This is a genomic window from Methanocaldococcus fervens AG86 (assembly GCF_000023985.1).
In the GTDB taxonomy this organism is placed as follows: domain Archaea; phylum AGJL01; class Methanococci; order Methanococcales; family Methanocaldococcaceae; genus Methanocaldococcus; species Methanocaldococcus fervens.
In genome coordinates this window covers 1055988-1074512 of sequence record NC_013156.1, presented here as the reverse complement: position 1 = coordinate 1074512, position 18525 = coordinate 1055988, and the positions used below count along the sequence as shown (strand labels likewise).

Annotated in this window: 20 protein-coding genes; 11 read left to right on the top strand and 9 right to left on the bottom strand. The window is 32.3% G+C overall.

The genetic code is table 11. The features are described 5' to 3' along the window. Positions 1-163: 163 nt before the first annotated feature. Together MEFER_RS05815 and MEFER_RS05810 are read left to right on the top strand one after the other, a co-directional pair. Positions 164-1213 (top strand): FecCD family ABC transporter permease, encoded by a 1050-nt coding sequence (locus MEFER_RS05815; protein ID WP_015791688.1) that lies wholly within the window; start codon positions 164-166, stop codon positions 1211-1213. After that, positions 1214-2284, top strand: a complete 1071-nt coding sequence (locus MEFER_RS05810) for a FecCD family ABC transporter permease (RefSeq protein ID WP_015791687.1) — start codon at positions 1214-1216, stop codon at positions 2282-2284. Here MEFER_RS05810 and MEFER_RS05805 read toward each other — a convergent pair. After that, the gene (locus MEFER_RS05805; RefSeq protein ID WP_015791686.1) at positions 2281-3405 is read right to left on the bottom strand and encodes an ATP-binding cassette domain-containing protein; all 1125 of its coding nucleotides are present in this window, start codon (positions 3403-3405) and stop codon (positions 2281-2283) included. The genes MEFER_RS05810 and MEFER_RS05805 overlap by 4 nt on opposite strands. A gap of 166 nt (positions 3406-3571) precedes the next feature. Here MEFER_RS05805 and MEFER_RS05800 point away from each other — a divergent pair, with 166 nt between their 5' ends. Further along, positions 3572-4708, top strand: a complete 1137-nt coding sequence (locus MEFER_RS05800) for an ABC transporter substrate-binding protein (RefSeq protein ID WP_015791685.1) — start codon at positions 3572-3574, stop codon at positions 4706-4708. Between the two features lie 4 nt (positions 4709-4712). Here MEFER_RS05800 and nifH read toward each other — a convergent pair whose 3' ends face one another. Further along, positions 4713-5552, bottom strand: coding sequence for a nitrogenase iron protein (gene nifH / locus MEFER_RS05795; protein ID WP_015791684.1), 840 nt, complete (start codon positions 5550-5552; stop codon positions 4713-4715). A gap of 47 nt (positions 5553-5599) precedes the next feature. Then, positions 5600-6535 carry a nucleoside recognition domain-containing protein gene (locus tag MEFER_RS05790; RefSeq protein WP_015791683.1) on the bottom strand — a complete coding sequence of 312 codons (936 nt, stop codon included), beginning with the start codon at positions 6533-6535 and terminating at the stop codon, positions 5600-5602. 71 nt (positions 6536-6606) lie between these two features. Here MEFER_RS05790 and MEFER_RS05785 point away from each other — a divergent pair, with 71 nt between their 5' ends. The 3 genes from MEFER_RS05785 to MEFER_RS05775 are packed head-to-tail and all read left to right on the top strand — an operon-like array spanning position 6607 to position 8801. Beyond that, positions 6607-7056, top strand: coding sequence for a PadR family transcriptional regulator (locus MEFER_RS05785; protein ID WP_015791682.1), 450 nt, complete (start codon positions 6607-6609; stop codon positions 7054-7056). Continuing rightward, the gene (locus MEFER_RS05780; protein WP_015791681.1) at positions 7057-8043 is read left to right on the top strand and encodes an ATP-binding cassette domain-containing protein; all 987 of its coding nucleotides are present in this window, start codon (positions 7057-7059) and stop codon (positions 8041-8043) included. After that, positions 8040-8801 carry an ABC transporter permease gene (locus MEFER_RS05775; RefSeq protein ID WP_015791680.1) on the top strand — a complete coding sequence of 254 codons (762 nt, stop codon included), beginning with the start codon at positions 8040-8042 and terminating at the stop codon, positions 8799-8801. The genes MEFER_RS05780 and MEFER_RS05775 overlap by 4 nt, the downstream gene beginning before the upstream one ends. Before the next feature lie 9 nt (positions 8802-8810). On the opposite strand, the gene MEFER_RS05770 is transcribed toward MEFER_RS05775, so the two are convergent. Next, complete coding sequence (locus MEFER_RS05770) at positions 8811-9158, bottom strand: helix-turn-helix domain-containing protein (RefSeq protein ID WP_048056350.1); 348 nt, start codon at positions 9156-9158, stop codon at positions 8811-8813. Between the two features lie 189 nt (positions 9159-9347). Here MEFER_RS05770 and fsr point away from each other — a divergent pair, with 189 nt between their 5' ends. Beyond that, positions 9348-11210 carry a coenzyme F420-dependent sulfite reductase gene (gene fsr / locus MEFER_RS05765; RefSeq protein WP_015791678.1) on the top strand — a complete coding sequence of 621 codons (1863 nt, stop codon included), beginning with the start codon at positions 9348-9350 and terminating at the stop codon, positions 11208-11210. A gap of 185 nt (positions 11211-11395) precedes the next feature. On the opposite strand, the gene radA is transcribed toward fsr, so the two are convergent. Next, positions 11396-12358 carry a DNA repair and recombination protein RadA gene (gene radA, locus MEFER_RS05760; protein ID WP_015791677.1) on the bottom strand — a complete coding sequence of 321 codons (963 nt, stop codon included), beginning with the start codon at positions 12356-12358 and terminating at the stop codon, positions 11396-11398. Positions 12359-12554: 196 nt separating this feature from the next. On the opposite strand from radA, the gene MEFER_RS05755 reads away from it, so the two are divergent. Together MEFER_RS05755 and MEFER_RS05750 are read left to right on the top strand one after the other, a co-directional pair. Next, positions 12555-12938 carry a CBS domain-containing protein gene (locus MEFER_RS05755; RefSeq protein ID WP_015791676.1) on the top strand — a complete coding sequence of 128 codons (384 nt, stop codon included), beginning with the start codon at positions 12555-12557 and terminating at the stop codon, positions 12936-12938. Positions 12939-13036: 98 nt separating this feature from the next. Continuing rightward, on the top strand, positions 13037-14287 hold the full coding sequence (locus tag MEFER_RS05750; protein ID WP_048056349.1) for a tRNA (N(6)-L-threonylcarbamoyladenosine(37)-C(2))-methylthiotransferase: 1251 nt from the start codon (positions 13037-13039) through the stop codon (positions 14285-14287). A 10-nt stretch (positions 14288-14297) separates the two neighbouring features. On the opposite strand, the gene MEFER_RS05745 is transcribed toward MEFER_RS05750, so the two are convergent. From MEFER_RS05745 to MEFER_RS05730, 4 genes are all read right to left on the bottom strand, one after another. Further along, on the bottom strand, positions 14298-14492 hold the full coding sequence (locus MEFER_RS05745) for a helix-turn-helix transcriptional regulator (RefSeq protein ID WP_015791674.1): 195 nt from the start codon (positions 14490-14492) through the stop codon (positions 14298-14300). Next, positions 14489-14860, bottom strand: a complete 372-nt coding sequence (locus MEFER_RS05740; protein WP_048056348.1) for a hypothetical protein — start codon at positions 14858-14860, stop codon at positions 14489-14491. The genes MEFER_RS05745 and MEFER_RS05740 overlap by 4 nt, the downstream gene beginning before the upstream one ends. A gap of 152 nt (positions 14861-15012) precedes the next feature. Continuing rightward, a complete protein-coding gene (locus MEFER_RS05735; RefSeq protein ID WP_015791672.1) occupies positions 15013-15402 on the bottom strand; it encodes an HIT family protein in 390 nt (129 codons plus the stop codon). An 8-nt stretch (positions 15403-15410) separates the two neighbouring features. Further along, positions 15411-16742, bottom strand: coding sequence for a methyl-coenzyme M reductase glutamine C-methyltransferase (locus MEFER_RS05730; protein ID WP_015791671.1), 1332 nt, complete (start codon positions 16740-16742; stop codon positions 15411-15413). Between the two features lie 157 nt (positions 16743-16899). On the opposite strand from MEFER_RS05730, the gene hdrC reads away from it, so the two are divergent. Both hdrC and hdrB read left to right on the top strand, forming a co-directional pair. After that, positions 16900-17460, top strand: coding sequence for a CoB--CoM heterodisulfide reductase subunit C (gene hdrC / locus MEFER_RS05725; RefSeq protein ID WP_015791670.1), 561 nt, complete (start codon positions 16900-16902; stop codon positions 17458-17460). A 31-nt stretch (positions 17461-17491) separates the two neighbouring features. Further along, positions 17492-18379, top strand: a complete 888-nt coding sequence (hdrB, locus tag MEFER_RS05720) for a CoB--CoM heterodisulfide reductase subunit B (RefSeq protein WP_015791669.1) — start codon at positions 17492-17494, stop codon at positions 18377-18379. Positions 18380-18525: the final 146 nt, after the last annotated feature.

Sequence of the window (18525 nt, the reverse complement as noted above, 5' to 3'; positions counted from 1 at the left end):
ATAAAGTATATAATATTAAAATGAGTTTTATAATTCATTAAAAATTCTTTAATATTACATTTATCCACAATTGTGATGTAATACCAAATATTAACAAAAATAAAATCATAACACTTAAATAACACCATTAAACCATTTTTCATAAAAATTCTATGGTGGTTGTTTGGGAGTAAAAAGAGTTATTTCCCTATGCGTAATTTTAACAGTATTGCTTGCTGTTTCATCAATTTACAGCTTAACTGCAGGTAGTATTAAAGTTAGCTATGAAGATGTAAAAAATTACATCCTAAATGGCACTACAGGTAATCCAATTAAAGATAAAATTATTGAAAAATTAAGGATTTTAAGAACTGTTGGAGCAATCATTGCTGGAATGTCTATCGCTTTAGCAGGAATTTTAATGCAAGGCTATTTTAGAAATCCATTGGCAGATCCTTACCTAATTGGGGTAGCGAGTGGAGCATCTTTAGGTGTTGTTTTATATATATTCACATCAATACTTTTTGGGTTTGGGATTCCTCATGACATTTGGGGAAGGATTATTGCCGCTTACATAGGCTCTTTAATAACAGTATTTGTCGTTATAAACATAGCAAGGGCAGTTAAGCAGGTCTCAACCCTACTAATTTGTGGAATGATGATTGGTTCTATTGCCTATGGTTTCACTACTATCATCATATACATGGGAAGCCATATCAACGAAGAGGCAAGCAAGCTATCTGAATACTTAATGTGGGGAATGGGTTCTGTTGCTAATTTAACAGCCCTTCAAATTAAAATTATGGCAATAATCTTAATTCCAACTTCAATATTGACGATAATCTTCCTATCAAAAAAGCTTGATGCTAATCTTTTAGGGGAGAAATATGCCATTAGCGTTGGAGTAAATATTAAAAAACTTAAAACAGAACTAATTTTGTTATCTTGTATCTTAACTGCAACTGTTGTAGCATTTACTGGGCCTATTGCCTTTATAGGAATAATGTGTCCTATTTTAGCGAGGATGTTATGTGGAACATCAAAACACATCTATGTAATGCCAGTAACCGCTTTATTGGGCAGTTTGTTTTTGGTTATTGCAGATATATTGGTTAGACCAGGAGTTGTGATTCCAGCATCATCAAACATATTAGGGCTTTCCTGCCCATTGTCAATAATTGGAGCTCCAATTGCAATTTTCATATACTTAAAAGTAAGAAAGCTGGGGATTTAAATGAACAAAAGAGCAATAACTATAATATTAATTTTATTAGCATTATCTGTAGTTCTGCCAATTGTTGGATGTTATATTGGTGGAAATGCAAAATCAATAACATATGAAGATATAACCAACTTTTTATTGAAAGGAAGTTCAGGAGATGAATTTAAAGACCTCATTATAAAAAAATGTAGAATACCTCCAATATTAGGGGCTGTAATTGTTGGTTTAACATTAGCTGGGGCTGGTTTAATGCTACAAACATTATTTAGGAATTTATTAGCCTCTCCTTACACCACTGGCATAACTTCTGGAGTTCTATTGATAGCATCTTTAGTTATATTTTTAGATAATGTTTCAAAACTTTTAGATGCAATAACTACAGATTATATTACAAAAATCCTTATTGCTGGTTGGATTGGTGGAATTTTTGCGATGATTATGCTTCTAATAATCGCATATAGAGTTCAAGAAGCTAATGGAGTTATAATAGTTGCTTTATTGCTTGGTTATTTGCTTGGAGGAGTTAGAGATTATTTAATAGCCAATGCTGAAGATATCCAAATTCACCAATATTGGGAATTTGTAATTGGTAGTTTAACGAGGATTCGTTTAGATGATATGGCCCCAATGACTGTTTGCACAATTATATTTGTTATTGGAGTTGTATATTTATTAAAACCCTTAAACGCCTTGTTATTTGGAGAGAGATATGCAAAAAGCTTTGGATTAAATATAAAGAAAACAAGAATTTTAATATTGTTCTTTGCCTCATTCATCACTGGAGCTATAATTCCATTTGTTGGCTCCATAGCATTCATTGGATTAATCGCCCCATATTTAGCAAGACCTTTAATAAAAACATCTGATCATAGGTATTTAATGCCAACTTCAATGCTATTAGGAGCTGTTTTAATGGTCTTATGCCACATTGTCTCTCTAAAATACTTTGTCCCGCTCAACTACATCTACGGCATAGAAAGATCTGCCTCCCCTCTTCCTATTGGAGCAGTTTTAGACATATTGGGTGGTTTATTGGTTATATACTTGGTTTATAAAGGAGAGAAAAATATAAAAATTGATTAAATCTCTTTTAAAACCGAAATATCACCATTGTAATAAATAATTTTCTTTCCAAGTTTTTTTGCCTCCTCAACAAGATTTACATTTAATTCATTCATCTCCCCAATTGGAAAATCCGTATAAACAACAACATCAGATGTCTTTAATTCCTTTAAAGCTTCTTTAAATTTTTCTTCTGATATCCTACTATATGCCTCCTCTGCAATTATTTCAACTCCCATCGCCTCTGCTACAAAGTAATCAGCATCATTTTTATGTAAAACACCAACAACTACTTTATATCCATTTTTAACCAAATATCTTAAAGCATTAACACCACTTCCCCCTCCGCAGATAACAAAGACCTTTTTATCTATTTTATGATTATTTTTTAACTCAAAATATCCAATAACCTCGCTATAATTGGCATTTTTTAAATCATAGAGATTATTGACCACATCCCTTTTCATTATATTTTCAGGATATCCGTAGGCAATAACTTTATGGTCTTTTATCAAAGCCATCTTATCCGCGATTCTTAAAGCAAGCTCAATATCGTGTAAGGTTACAACTATTGCCAGATTCTTTTCGTCAGCCAACTTTCTCAACAACAAAGTTAGTTCAATCTTGTGTCTTGCATCTAAGAATGAAGTAGGCTCATCCAAGATTAAAACTCTTGGCTCTTGAGCTAAAGACCTCGCTATCATTATCTTCTGCCTTTCTCCATCACTCATCTCAAAGAAATTCTTTTTCAACAGATATTCTGCATTAACTGCCCTTGCAGATTCGACTATTATTTTTTTGTCTTTCTCACTTAATCTACCAAATAAGTCAGTATATGGATATCTCCCAATTGCTATAATATCAAAACCCGTCATATTCCCTGGATTAACCCTTTCCGTTAAAACCACTGCCATCTCTTTAGCTAAATCTTTAGGTTTTAAATCATGAATCTTTTTTCCATTTAAATAAACTACCCCTTCCTTTGGCTCCAAATAACTTGCTATTGTTTTTAAAAGTGTAGATTTTCCAGCTCCATTCGGCCCTATAATACATAAAATCTCTCCTTCCTTTATTTCTAAATTTATGCCCTTAACTACAACGTAATTTCCGTATCCAACTGATAAATTTTCTGCTCTCAACATAATTGTCACTCAAGAAATTTTTATATAAAATTAAGATTTCTGAATTTTATAATTTACTTTCAATAATACTTTTAAAAAATATGTAGTAAAATTTATAACTTATTATAATAAATTATATTACTCTCTAATCCTAAATTTTTAATAAAATGTGTGTTTGGTGATACTTATGAAAAAAATAATCCTACTATTATTAATTTTAGGGGTTGTAGTGGCATTTGCAGGTTGTGTAGAAGAAAATAAAACCACACAAACCTACAATATATCAAAAAATGTTGTCAAATATGCAAAGACCTTCAAATTAGAGCCACATTGGGAAGATGGATATTGCATAGTAGTTGATTCAAAAGGAAAAATGTTTGTTTTCGTTGAAGAAAATGCAAAAGCTCCTAACATACCAAACGCAATAGTTTTAAATGTCCCAGTAAAAAAAGTTGTAACGGTATTTTACTGCCCAGTTATATCAACTGCAGATATATTAAATGAAAGCATCTGCTATGAATCAATAAAAGGAGTTCCAAAAACTTACATTTCGTACTCTCCAGTGCTCTCTCAATACTACAAAGAAGGAAAAGTTGTAGATATAGGCAAATCAAGCAAAATTGATTATGATAAAATAGTTAATATAAGTCCAGACATTGTATTCTTAGGAGATTGGCCATCTCATGACGAAATGGAAGTTAAATTGAATGAATTGGGCATAACAACTGCAAGATTTTTCACATATGATGAGCCAACGTTTATGGGAAGGGTGGAGTGGATAAAGTTTGCGGCTGCATTTTATGGATCTGATATTTATAAAAAAGCAGATGCATGGTTTAAAAATGTGGAAAAGGAAAGAGAAGATATTTTGAAAAAAATAGAAGATGTTAAAACTGAGTCAATTGTTGCTTCCTTTAGTTGGTCAAAATCTAAACAAATGGCTGTAATTTATGGAAATAACCATTACTATAGTAAAATGATTGCCGAACTTAAAGGTAAATACCTCTTTGCTGATTACAATGGAACCAAATCTTACTATTTAGATAAAGAGACATTCTATGAGAGGGCGATAAATGCAGATGTTGTTATAATGAGAAACTACTATGGTGATGAAATAAAAACAAAAGAAGACCTGTTGAAGTTAAATCCTGACTTTGCCAACTTTAAAGCATTGAAAAATGAAAGATTTTATGTATCCCATACCGATTATTATGTGTGGGAAGCAAGAGACCCAATTGGATACATGATGGATTATGCAAAAATGATTCATCCAGAATTATTTGGTGGAGATGAAGATTTAAAATACTTCTATAAGATAAAATAAAAAATTATTCTTTAACACTTTCTTTTAAAAGGTCGTCAATTTTTTCAGTAATCTTATCCAACTCATCCTCTAATAACGGATTTGGAATAACCCTATTTTCATTTTTATAGATTGCAATTGCCAATTCTCTAAATCTATCTGCTATTTCACTATCTGGAGCATATTCAATAACTGTCTTTCTATAAATCTCTGCCTTTGTTATAAGATTACTCATTGGAATCCTTCCAATAACTTGAGTTCCTATTTTTTTAGCAAAGACCTCAACAATTTCTGGAGCGTTTATAACACTCCTTCCATTGTAAATAATCCCTCCCAACCCAATTTTTCCTCTACTTGCATACCTCTTTATTCCTTTGCATATATTGTTTGCTGCGTAAATTGCCATTGGATCGCAGGTTGTTACGATATAAACATCATCAGCCAAGTGCTTCTGTAAAGGCATTGCAAATCCTCCACAAACCACATCTCCCAATATATCATAAATAACGACATCTGGATTTAATGCTTCAAAAGCTCCCAACCTATTTAACATATCAACCGCTGTAATAACTCCCCTCCCAGCACATCCTACTCCTGGCTCAGGTCCTCCACTTTCAACACAATAAACTCCTCCAAAACCTTCAAAAACTATATCCCCTAACTCCATATTGTCTGCTCCTTTTTTCCTAAAAACATCTAAAACCGTTGGAATCTTTCTTCCAACTAAATTCCTTGTTGTATCTGCCTTTGGATCACAGCCAACAACTAAAACCTTTTTTCCTTCTTCTGCTAAAGCTGCTGCTATATTACTTACAGTTGTTGATTTTCCAATCCCTCCTTTCCCATAGACACAGAATTTTCTCATAATTTCACCAAATAAAAATATATTAAAAAGTATATAATTTTAAAATTTTAAATCAATAACAGCCCAATTATTATAAAGATGTCCAATATCAAAGTAATAGCTGCATTAATCATAACTATTTTCGTTCCCAACTTTGCTCCAAAGAGTGAAACATGGAATGGTAGAGAATGCTTAACATACCTCGTAGAGAATGTTAAAACATTTCCAATAATTAATCCAATTAAAATCTCTTTTGAATTTAATATATGTTCATTTAAAAACCCGCCAGCCATTACAATAGCTGCCTGAACATTCATAATTTCTGTTAATGCCAAAATTCCAACGTTAGGATTTAGATTTAATAAGTTTGTTATTGGTTCAACAAATTTCTCAACATAATCAAAAAATCCAACTTTGGATAAATAGATAACCAACGTCATCATGATAAACATTGTTGGTATCAACCTTTTGGCAAATGAAATAATGCTTTTAAAAGATTTCTTTACATTTTCCTTTCTATCCAGTTTATTTATCTCTGGAAGCTCGAATGAAGAGTTTTTTGATACTATAGATAAGTATAAAAATCCAATTATTGTTTTTACTAAGGCAACTCCTAACCTTATTAAAACATATAAAACTCCAGTCCAACCCAAAATAGGAACAACAACCGGAATAAAGAATGTGAATGTGTGAGATAAAACAGAAGGAAACGAATTTGCTAAGGATGTACCTATAATCTCTTTTTCATTTATTTTATTTTCCTTTAGACCTTCTGCCAATATTGAATATCCAACAGTTGGACTAAAAAAACATGCTAAGATTGATGAAATTGATAGGGGGTTTAGCTTTGATTTTCTTAAAATTGGGGATAAAAAATCACTAACTTTTTTCATAATGCCAGTGTTCATAATATAATTCACAATAAACATTGTAATTAAAACGATAATCGATATTTTTATCGTATAATATGCTGAGATTTTAATACTCTCTATCAACAATTCCATAACATCACCTTTTTATATTCCTAAGTAGATAGATATATCTTAAGATATAGTATAAAAATTTTGGTGAAATTGTGAAACATGAGCGTATAAGAGGCTCTTTAAAATACCTCATTTTATATTTATTGGAGAAAGAGGAGTTGCACGGCTATGCTATAATGCAAAAATTAAATGAAATGTTTGTTTATTATAAACCGAGCTCTGGAGTTATTTATCCTACTCTGCAGAGTTTAAGGAGAAGTGGATATATTGAAGCTGTAAAAAAAGAAGATAAAAAACTCTACAAAATAACTGAAAAAGGAAAGAAATATTTAAAAGAAAATGAAGAAAAATTGGAAAATATTTTTTCACATATTGAGGCAGTCAGGGGCTTTTATGAATTAGGAGGGAAAGAATTAAAAGATGCTGCAAGATTGATTGTAAAAAACTTCCATAATTTAAATGATAGGCAGAAAAAAGAGATTGAAAAAACCTTAAAAGAAACTGCAAGGAAGATAAATCTAATAATTTTTGGGGGAGATTAGATGGAATACGTGATAGAGGTGGAAAATTTAACAAAAAAATTTAACGATTTTTATGCTGTAAAAGGCATTAGCTTTAAAGTTAAAAAAGGAGAGATTTTTGCATTTTTAGGTCCAAATGGGGCAGGAAAATCAACAACAATAAACATGATAACAACACTACTAAAACCTACATCTGGAACAATAAAGGTAGCGGGTTATGATGTAGTTAAGAACCCAAATGAAGTTAGAAAGAGAATTGGAATAGTTTTTCAAGATACCACATTGGATAGAGAGCTAACAGCCTATGAAAATCTCTACATTCACGGAAAAATTTACGGATATAGGGGAGAAGAGTTGAAAAAAAGGATAGAGGAAATGTTGGAGTTTGTTGAGCTAAAAGAACATGCACATAGAATTGTTAAATACTTCAGTGGAGGGATGGTTAGAAGGTTGGAAATTGCAAGGGCTTTAATTCATAAGCCGGAGATATTATTTTTAGATGAACCTACAGTTGGATTAGATCCTCAAACAAGGGCTCACATTTGGGATTACATTAAGGAGATGAAAGAAGAGTATAATATGACAATATTTTTAACCACCCATTATATGGAAGAAGCTGAAAGTTTAGCTGACAGAATTGCCATAATAGATAATGGAAAAATCATCGCCATGGGAACTGTTGATGAGCTGAAATCCATTATTGGAGATGATATAATTTATTTAAGGTTTAATAACGATAATCATGAAAAAATAAAAAATATGTTATCTCAATTTGGTGAATGTAAAATTATAGACGGAATTTTTGAAATTAAAGTGAAAAACGCTCCTGAAACAATTCCAAAAATCTTTGAAATTGCCTTAAAGAATAATTTAGAAATTTTGGAGGTTGATTACAGAAAACCAACATTAAACGATGTATTTATCTATTTAACTGGAAGATCCATTAGGGATGAAGGAGGAAAATTTGACATGAGAAGGTTTATTATGAAAAGGAGGGGCTTTGCATGAACGTAATAATAACAATGGCATATAGACAGGTTTTAAGATTTTTAAGAGCAAAATCGAGAGTTATTAGCACTTTATTACACCCAATTATTTGGATTGCATTCTTTGGATTAGGTTGGAGTAGAGCTTTAAACTTCCCTCAAGCAAAGGCAATATTTGGAGGGGTTGATTATCTAACATATTTAGTTCCAGGAGTTGTAGCAATAACAATATTCACAACGAGTTTTATGAGCGGGATGTCTGTTATTATTGACAAAGATTATGGATTTTTAAAAGAAATATTAGTCGCTCCAGTTTCAAGGAGTAAAGCAATATTTGGAAGAATTTTAGGAGATTCAATAACATCCCTATTAAGGGGGCTTATTATACTAATAATCTGCATGCTAATTACCCCAATAAATGTTTCTGCAATTATTCCAGTATTAATACTTGGAATTTTATTAGCTTGGACATTCTCATCCATTGGCATAACTTTTGCATTAAGAATGTCAAGCTTAGAAGGATTTGGTTTAGTAATGAATATGCTCACCCTCCCATTGATGTTTTTGAGTGGGGCGTTTTATCCAATAGATGTTCTACCGTTATGGATAAGAGTCTTTGCCTATATAAATCCATTAACCTATGCAGTTGATGGGATGAGACATCTTTTAACAGGTGTTTCAAAATTTTCTATAATAACAGATTTTGTAATTTTAGGAATATTATGTGCAATTTTTTTGTTAATTGGAATGTATTCTTTTGAAAAATCAACAATTGAATAATTAATAAAGCTAAATACCCCTTAACCATTTTTTTACACTTAGATACCACTCATCCAAAAGCTCCTCCATTTTTGTCTTTACATTTTTAAATTCTACAGGCCTGTAAATATATTTAAACCCACTTTTTTCAGTTACCTTTTCCCTCTCAACCAATCCACAATTCATTAAACTTCTTAAAGCTTTCTGAACCGTTGTTCTATCCCTTTCAACTCTCTCAGCAAGCTCAAGAACAGTAGCTTCTTTCATATCCAATAATTCAAAATAAATTCTAATCTCAATCTCTTGCAGCCCTAAAATACATCTCATTAAATCTTCAACTGTAAACTTCTGCATTCTTGCAACTATAAGCTTATCCATCATTTATCACCATCTTTTAACAGTTATCAACGTAATTCCAAACGTAATAATTTTTCATCCATATATCTAAATTTATAACAAATATTCATAATAAATAAACCTGTGCAGTTTTTACGCACACATTAGTAAGCTTTAAATTATATAACATTAAGATGTGAATAATGTAATCACACTTTCATTGGTGAAAAAATGTATGAGTGGAAGTTGAATGAGATAGTTGATAGTGGAATATGTGCAAGGTGCGGGACATGTACTATAGTATGTCCTAACAATATATTAACCTTTGATGAAAAGCCAAAACTAACGGACGAGTGTTTAAGGAAAGGAAATGGAATGTGCTATGATGTCTGCCCAAGAGTATCTTCAGGAAAATATCAAATAAAGATTAGAGAAAAATTCTATGAAAAATACTACTATGGAAAAAGTGACGTTGAAGGACAAGATGGGGGAGTTGTTATAGCATTTTTAAAATATTTGTTAGAAAATAAAAAAATTGATGGGGCAATAGTTGTTGGAGATGAATGCTGGAAACCAGTTTCATTAGTAGTTCAAAATGCAGATGATTTATTAAAATCTGCAAAATCAAAATATGCCATCTCAACTTTAGACGCATTAAGAAAAGCTGGAGAAATGGGGTTGGAAAGAGTAGCTGTTGTTGGTTTGCCATGCCAAATTAACGGTTTAAGAAAACTGCAGTATTTCCCATACTTGGCAAAACATGATGGAGAACTTGGTAAGGATGGAAAACCTACAAAATTACCAAAAATTGAATACTTAATTGGTTTGTTCTGTACTGAAAAGTTCAAATATGAAAATATGAAGGAAGTTCTATCAAAACATGGCATAGATATAGAAAAGGTTGAAAAATTTGATATTAAGGATGGAAAACTTTTAGCTTGTATAAATGGGGAGAAAAAGGAAATTGATTTAAAAGAGTTTGAAATCTGTCCAGGATGTAAGATATGTAGAGATTTCGATGCAGAAATGGCTGATGTTTCAGTTGGATGTGTTGGAAGTCCAGAAGGATATTCAACAATAACAATAAGGACTAAAAAAGGAGAAGAAATTAAAAATGCTATTGAATTAAAAGAAGGCGTTGATTTAGAAGCTATTGAGAAATTGAGGAGGATGAAGTTAAAAAGATTTAAAAAGGAAGTTGAAAGAAGGAAAGAAAACAATGAATATATTTCATTCTACTGGATTTCAGATTATGGAGGAATTGGTAAAAGGGCTGATGGAACCTACTTCATAAGAGTTAGGGCAAAACCTGCTGGTTGGTACAAACCAGATGAAATAAAAGAGATTTTGGATATTGCAGAACAATATAACGCAAAAATAAAAATAACTGATAGGGCAGGTATTGAAATTCACGGCATTAGTGGATTTGACGCTGAAGATGTTGTTTTAAAGCTAAATGAAAAAGGATTAATTACAGGTTCAGAAGGACCTTTAGTTAGGGCAACATTAGCCTGTCCAGGAGCTGGAAATTGTAGCAGTGGGTTGATAGATACAACTGAACTATGTAAAATTATTGAAGATAAATTCAAAGAAAGACCTGCTCCATACAAATTTAAGATAGCAATCAGTGGATGTCCAAACAAGTGCGTTAGGCCGCAAGTTCATGATGTTGGGATAGTTGGAGTTAAATTCCCTGAAGTTGATAGGGAAAAATGTAACGGCTGTGGAAGATGTGCTGAAGTTTGTAAGGTTGAAGCTATTGACGTAAGGGGGGAAACATCTTACACAAACTATAACGTGTGTATTGGATGCGGTAAGTGTATTAAAAACTGTCCAAATGAGGCAAGAGTTGTTAAAGAAGATGGATATTTAGTTTATGTTGGAGGTAAAACAGGTAGAGAGGTTGTTGAAGGAATTAAAATGAAATTAATGAGCGTTGATGAAATTATAAACTTTATAGATAAAGTTTTAGTTGTTTATGGAAAATACGCTGAAAAACCACAAAGAGAGAGATTAGCTGCAGTTATGAGAAGAGTTGGTTATGGTAAATTCTTAGAAGAAGTTAAAGAGCTGATGAAAAAAGAATCTTCTTAAACTTTTTTATTTATTTTTCGAAAATCATATTTAAAAATTAATTTAAAGAATTTTAAAAAGTTTCATCAAAACCATAGGGCTCTGCCCTATTGGTATACCCGGGATGCATTAAGGAGGGGCTAAAGCCCCTCATAATGTCTCTTAAATAAAAAGTTCATCGTTCATCAAAAAACTGTATTATTTGGTTAATCATGTATTCCCTTCTCGGTTATTCTAAACATTGCCTCAGCGTCTGGCAAGTGTGGAGAGTCGTAAAGCTTAGCTACCCTCTTATCTCCCTTTGCCTTTCTTAAAAATATTCTAAATGTTGCGGCATGCCCAACAATATGCCCACCTATTGCCTGTTCTGAAGCTCCAAATATGGCATCAGGTCTTGCGGCAACTTGGTTAGTTACAATAACAACACAATTATATAAATCAGCTAATTTGTTGAGAGTAGCCATGTGCCTTCCTAACTTTTGCTGTCTCTCTGCCAATTTTCCTCTACCAACATATTCAGTCCTAAATGTTGATGTTAGTGAATCAACTATGACCAACTTTATGTTATGCCCCTCTCTTATCAAATTCTCAACATTTTCAGCATAAAGCATTTGCATATCTGAGTTATATGCTCTCGCAACGAAGATATTATTTAAAACTTCCTGGCCATCTAATCCTAAGGCTTCAGCCATTTGAACGATTCTCTCCGGCCTAAATGTCCCCTCTGTATCAATATAAACTGCTTTTGGCTCATTTAAAATCTCTTCTTTTATAGCATCATCAGCTATTATCCTCTCTGGACATTGTAAATTAACACACGCTTGATGAGCTATCTGAGTCTTTCCAGAACCAAACATTCCTGCAAATTCAGTAACTGACTGGCTCTCTAACCCTCCTCCTAAAATCTCATCTAAATTCTTACTTCCTGTTGAAAGCTTCCATATATTTTTTCTTTGAGATAATACCTCACTACCACTCTTAAATCCTAAATTACACAACTCTCTCGCAGCCTCAATAATTTTAGCAGCAGCTTTCTCGCTAATTCCCTCTATATCAGTCAATTCGCCAATTGTTGCAGTTGCAATTTTCATAAAATCAGTGTAACCAGCTTCTTTTAACTTTTCAGCAGTTGAAGGACCTACTCCTGGTAGTTGTGTCAAGTCATCCATTGTATCACCGTGAGCATGAATTTATAATTATTAATATGTGGATAAATTGAATAGTATAAGATGATATTGTCGAGGATGTATATGAAGGTTGCCATAAGTCAATTGCTATATTTGACTATATAAAATTTTCGCTAATAAATTTAAAAAATAAATATAAAACATTAAAAGCTATAAATTATAATGAGGAGGTGTAATTATGATATCCAAGTATTTAGTTAGAGATGTGATGAAAAAAGGCGTTGTTGAAGTATCTTTAGATACAAAGTTAAGCGACATAATTAAAACAATGGCAAAATATGATATATCTTCTGTAGTTGTTTCAGATGGGGAGACATTTTGGGGAATTGTAACGGATACAGACGTATTAAAACACTACAACGAGTTGGATAAAACAGCAGAGGAAATTATGACAACAAATCCAATAACTGTTAGCCCTGAAGCTCCATTGGAAAAAGCTGTTAGAATCATGGCTGAAAAGGGAATCCACCATTTATACGTTAAATCACCATGTGAAGATAAAATTGTTGGAGTTATAAGCTCAAAAGATATTGTAAAACTGTTTTCAGATTTGATTAAATAATAAAAAACTTTATATACCTATTTTATTTTTATTTTTTATGACGTAAAAACAAAAATATTTAAATTTATAGATTTGTATAATTTACATTGGTGATGATTATGAGGGTTTATGTTGAAGGATACGGATGTGTTTTAAACACTGCTGATACTGAAATTATTAAGAACTCTTTAAAAGAGGCAGGATTTAAATTAGTTGATAATTTAGAGGAGGCGGATATTGTTGTAATAAACACATGCGTTGTGAGATTGGAAACTGAAAATAGAATGATTTACAGAATAAATGAGCTTAAAAATTTAGGGAAAGAGGTTGTTGTTGCTGGATGCCTACCAAAAGCTTTAAAAAATAAGGTTAAGGATTTTTTGCACATATATCCAAGGGAATCCTATAAAGCTGGAGAGATATTGAGGTATTATATCGAAAAACATTATAGAATGCCTTACATTGAAGAAGAGATTAATAAAACACTTTACAAAAAATTAGATTACCTAAAACCTTCTTTAATCACTCCATTACCAATATGTGAGGGATGCTTAGGAAATTGCAGTTATTGCATTGTTAAAATAGCAAGAGGTAAGTTAATATCCTACCCAAGGGAAAAAATTGTTAATAAAGCCAAAGAGTTAATAAATAAAGGAGTTAAATGCTTATTTATAACTGCCCAAGACACCGCATGTTATGGTTTTGATATTGGAGATAATTTGGCAAATTTATTGAACGATTTAACCCAAATAGAGGGAGAGTTTATAATGAGAGTTGGAATGATGCATGCAAAAAATGTTGAACCAATATTGGATGAGCTTATAGAAGCCTATCAAAACGAAAAAGTTGGAAAGTTTTTACATCTTCCTTTACAAAGCGGAGATGATGAGATTTTAAAGAAAATGAATAGAGGTTATACAGTAGATGAATTTAAAGAAATTGTTGATGAATTTAGGAGAAAAGTTAGAAATCTCTGCTTTACAACGGACATAATCGTTGGATTTCCAGGAGAAACTGAGGAGCAGTTTCAAAATACATTAGAGGTTTTAAAAGAGTTAAAACCAGATTACATTCATGGAGCTAAATATTCCCAAAGGAAAGGAACAGAAGCGGCAAAGATGAAGCAGGTTGATACAAAAATTAGGAAAAGAAGGAGTGAGATTTTAGATAAATTGAGGAGAGAGTTGAGCTATCTAAACAACAAAAAATATGTTGGAAAGACCATGAGGGTTTTAGTTTTAGATGAAGGAAAAGGTTATACTGACAACTTTAAAGTTGTTAAATTTGAAGGAGGGGAGATAGGAGAATTTAGAAAAGTAAAAATTACTGATGCCAAAACTTTTGGGTTGAGAGGAGAAATAGAGAAATAATTAAAGGAGTTTATTCCTCCAACTCAAAAACATCCTCCACCTTTACTCCAAAAAACTTTACTATCTTCAAAGCAAGTTTTAAGGAAGGGTCGTATTTCCCCTTCTCTATGGCTATTATCGTCTGTCTTGTCACTCCCAAAGCTTTAGCAAGCTCTTCCTGAGTTATTCCATGCTCTTTTCTCAACTCTCTCAACCTGTTTTTCAATGCACATCCCTCCATACAAGTACAAGATAAGCTAAAACCCACAACATCCCTGGCACTGACATTCCAAGAAAGAACATCTTCATTTCTTCAAATCCAAGCATTGTTGAATATGCAAGAGCAAACAATCCAATAAACATGCAAACTCTAACTGATAGCAGAGCAGCTTCTTCAGAGCGTTTAATCATTCTTTCGTCTCCTTTTTTCATTGGACCAAGGGTTAATATAATTATGCTAACAACTGCAGTAGCTATTAAAAAAGTTGCTGTAAATAGCAAAACATCTCCAAGTTTAGAAGCAACACCCATTACATAACCTGCAACAATCAACGTTGCAATAATTGATATTCCTCTTAGCATATCACGGCTCACAACTACCACCATTGTAAAGTTTCCTTTACATCCAAATGTAAAGTATGCTTTACATATATTTAAAGTTTTCGGTATAGCAAATTTTAATTTTGAAACCTTAAAAAAGAGTTTTTTAATATTATTATTTAATTTAATAAAAATAAAAGATTATTTTATTCCTTAATTTCCATTAAAACCTCATCTAAATCAGCTTTTTTAACTTCTCCAAACTTAACAACTTCTCCATCTCCCTCATATCTTGGAATGACGTGGAAATGAACATGATTAACTTCTTGCCCAGCAACTCTACCGTTGTTATTAACTATGTTGTAACCATCAAAACCCAACTTTTTTAAAACCTCAACTGTCTTTTTAACCCCTTTTATAAAGTTGCAGAGCTCATCATCTGGCATTTCGTCAAATCTTTCATAGTGCTTTTTAGGAACAACCAAAGTATGCCCTTTATTTCTTGGATTTATATCTAAGAAAGCTAAAACATGCTCATCCTCATAGACAACCTTTGCTGGAATCTCTCCATTTATTATTTTACAGAAAATGCACATTCTATCACCTAAAATTTTACTTTATTTAATAATAAATCCCTATACTTAAACAATAAATCTATTATGGCTCTTATATCTTTCCCCTGCATTCTTGCCTCATTTAAATATAAATTATAGAGTTGAGGAGTTAAAGGTCTTGGAGTAGATTTCCACATCTCAGCATGAATCAATAAATCAAAACATCTCGCCTCTGCCTCACTCAATCCAAACCTTTTATACTCCCTCTCATGCATTTTATATAATAAATTCTCTTCCTTAGGTATAGATAGAACTAAATCACACAACTCCGTTGTTGGAATTGGCTCAGCAATAGAAACAAAAACATCATCCAACTCAGCATCTACAATAAAATCCTTTGTTAATAGATAATCCTTCTCCGTCTCTGTTGGATATGCAACTATAAAGCTCCCAGCTACTTTAACCCCACAATCCTTAGCCAATTTTATGGCATCTAAGTTTTTTTCCCTATTAGTTCCTTTCTTCATATCCCTTAGAATTTTATCACTTCCACTCTCAATTCCATAAAATACCCATCCAATAGTGTAATTTTTTATTGCCTCCAATATGTCCTCATCAACATAATCAACCCTCATATCTGGAACAGACAAGTTATTTTTACCAACAATCCCAGATATCTTTTCCAAAAGCTCAAAAAACTTATCTCTATTTACTGATTTTTTGAAGGCATATAAGCTCCCAGTTCCACCACTTATTGCTATCCTCTTAGCTCCAGCTCTTTTAAATGCCTTAACTTCCTCAACAACATCCTCAACCTCCCTACTCCTAATAGTTTTACCAAAAAACTTTGGAACTTGACAAAATGTGCAATTGCCCAAACAACCCCTATGTGTTTCAATATAAACATTAGCCCCTCTAACTGACTGTTGCCCAATATCCTTTGGTATTAAGGGGAGAGGGTGATTCAAGTCAGGTTTTTCTTTTGGATAATTTACAACTATCTCATCCCCATTTTTATATGCCAATCCTTCATTATCTCCTTCAATAATTTTTGGTGTTGTTAGCTCCCCTTCTCCAACAATAACGCCATCAACATTCAACTCATTTAATATAATCTCTGGATAGGCTGATACACATCCAGCAACATAAACCTTGGTTTTATTTTTCCTAACTTTTTTTATAAAGTTTATAGCCTCATTAATTTCCTTATCCAATATATGTAATGTTGAGTATAAGCTAAATATAACCACATCTGACTTCAAAAACAGTGTTTTATCTATATTCCTAACTAAATGGACATTATAACCCCTATCTTTTAAAATTCCGCCGATGAGCATTGAGCCGTAAGTATAAACATTTGGGCTGTAAATTGTAATTCTCATCCAATCCCCTTTTTTGATGTTCTTTAAATATTCTTTTTTTAATCTTATTTAGTTATTTTTTAATTTTATAATAGCTATTATACAACTGTCTAATACTGACATTCGAAGTTTCTAAGTATATATATAATAGACTCTAACTCTAATGTGAGGTGATATCATGGCAGTTATAAATTTAGATAAAACCAATAAAAAGTTTGTAGATGAGGTTGTTGAGGCTGGAAAGTTAGTTTTGGGAGAAGACGTTGTAAAATCAGTTAAAGCATGTTATCAGTGTGGAACCTGTACTGGAAGCTGTCCAAGTGGTAGAAGAACAGCTTATAGAACAAGAAAAGTTCTAAGAAAGGTTTTATTAGGTTTAGATGATGTTTTAGATAGCGACGACATCTGGTATTGCACAACCTGCTACACCTGTTATGAAAGATGCCCAAGAGACGTTAAAATTACAGAAATTATAAAAACATTGAGAAATATAGCTGCTCAAAAAGGAAACATGGCTTTAGCTCACAGAAAAACAGCTTCCTATGTTTTAAGATTTGGACATGCAGTTCCTGCAAACAAAGAGGTTGTTGAATTGAGAGGAAAACTTGGCTTACCAGCAAAATCACCAACAGCACAATTCAGTGAAAAAGATTTAGAGGAAGTTAGAACATTAGTTAAAGAATTAGAATTTGATAAATTAATCGACTTTGACTGGAAAAAAATGGATTTGAAGGAGTAAAATGAAAATAATAATAAAATTTGGTGATAGGATGAAATATGCATTTTTCTTAGGATGTATCATGCCACACAGGTATCCTGGAGTTGAGAAAGCTACAAAGATAGTTATGGAAGAGTTAGGTGTTGAGTTAGAATATATGCCTGGAGCTTCATGCTGTCCAGCTCCTGGGGTCTTCGGTTCTTTTGACCAAAAAACATGGCTTACTTTAGCTGCAAGAAACCTATGCATTGCTGAAGAGATGGGCTTAGATATTGTAACTGTATGTAACGGTTGTTACGGTTCATTGTATGAAGCAGCTCACATATTACACGAAAATAAAGAAGCATTAGATTTTGTAAATGAAAAATTAGATAAGATTGGTAAGCAGTACAAAGGAACTGTAAAAGTTAGGCACTTTGCTGAATTAATATCCAAAGATATTGGAGCAGAAAAAATAAAAGAAAAAGTTGTTAGACCTTTAGATAATTTAAATGTCGCTATTCACTACGGATGCCACTTCTTAAAACCAAGCGATGTCAAGCATTTAGATTCACCAGAGAGACCATCATTATTAGAGGATATTGTTGCTGCAACAGGAGCTAAACCAGTTATGTATAAGGATTACTTAATGTGCTGTGGAGCTGGAGGAGGGGTTAGAGCAAGATTCTTAGAAACAGCATTAGACATGACAAGAGAAAAAATAAGAAACATGCTTGAAGCAGGTGCTGATTGTACTGTCAACGTCTGTCCATTCTGCCACTTGCAGTTTGATAGAGGGCAAGTAGAGATAAAAGAGAAGTTTGGTGAAGAATACAACTTGCCAGTCTTACACTTAAGTCAGTTGTTAGGTTTAGCATTTGGAATGAAACCAGAAGATTTAGCTGTTAGCGTTCATGCAATTTCAGTTGACTCAGTTTTAAAGAAATTAGGAATAGAATAATAAAATATTGAATTAAATCTAATCTTTTTTATATTTTTATTTTTTAACTCTTTTTTAGATTTTTAATACTAAACTTTTTTAAATACTATTTTCAATCTTTAATTAAAAATTTTCAGAAAGGTAAATATTTATATAGTAATTTGGTG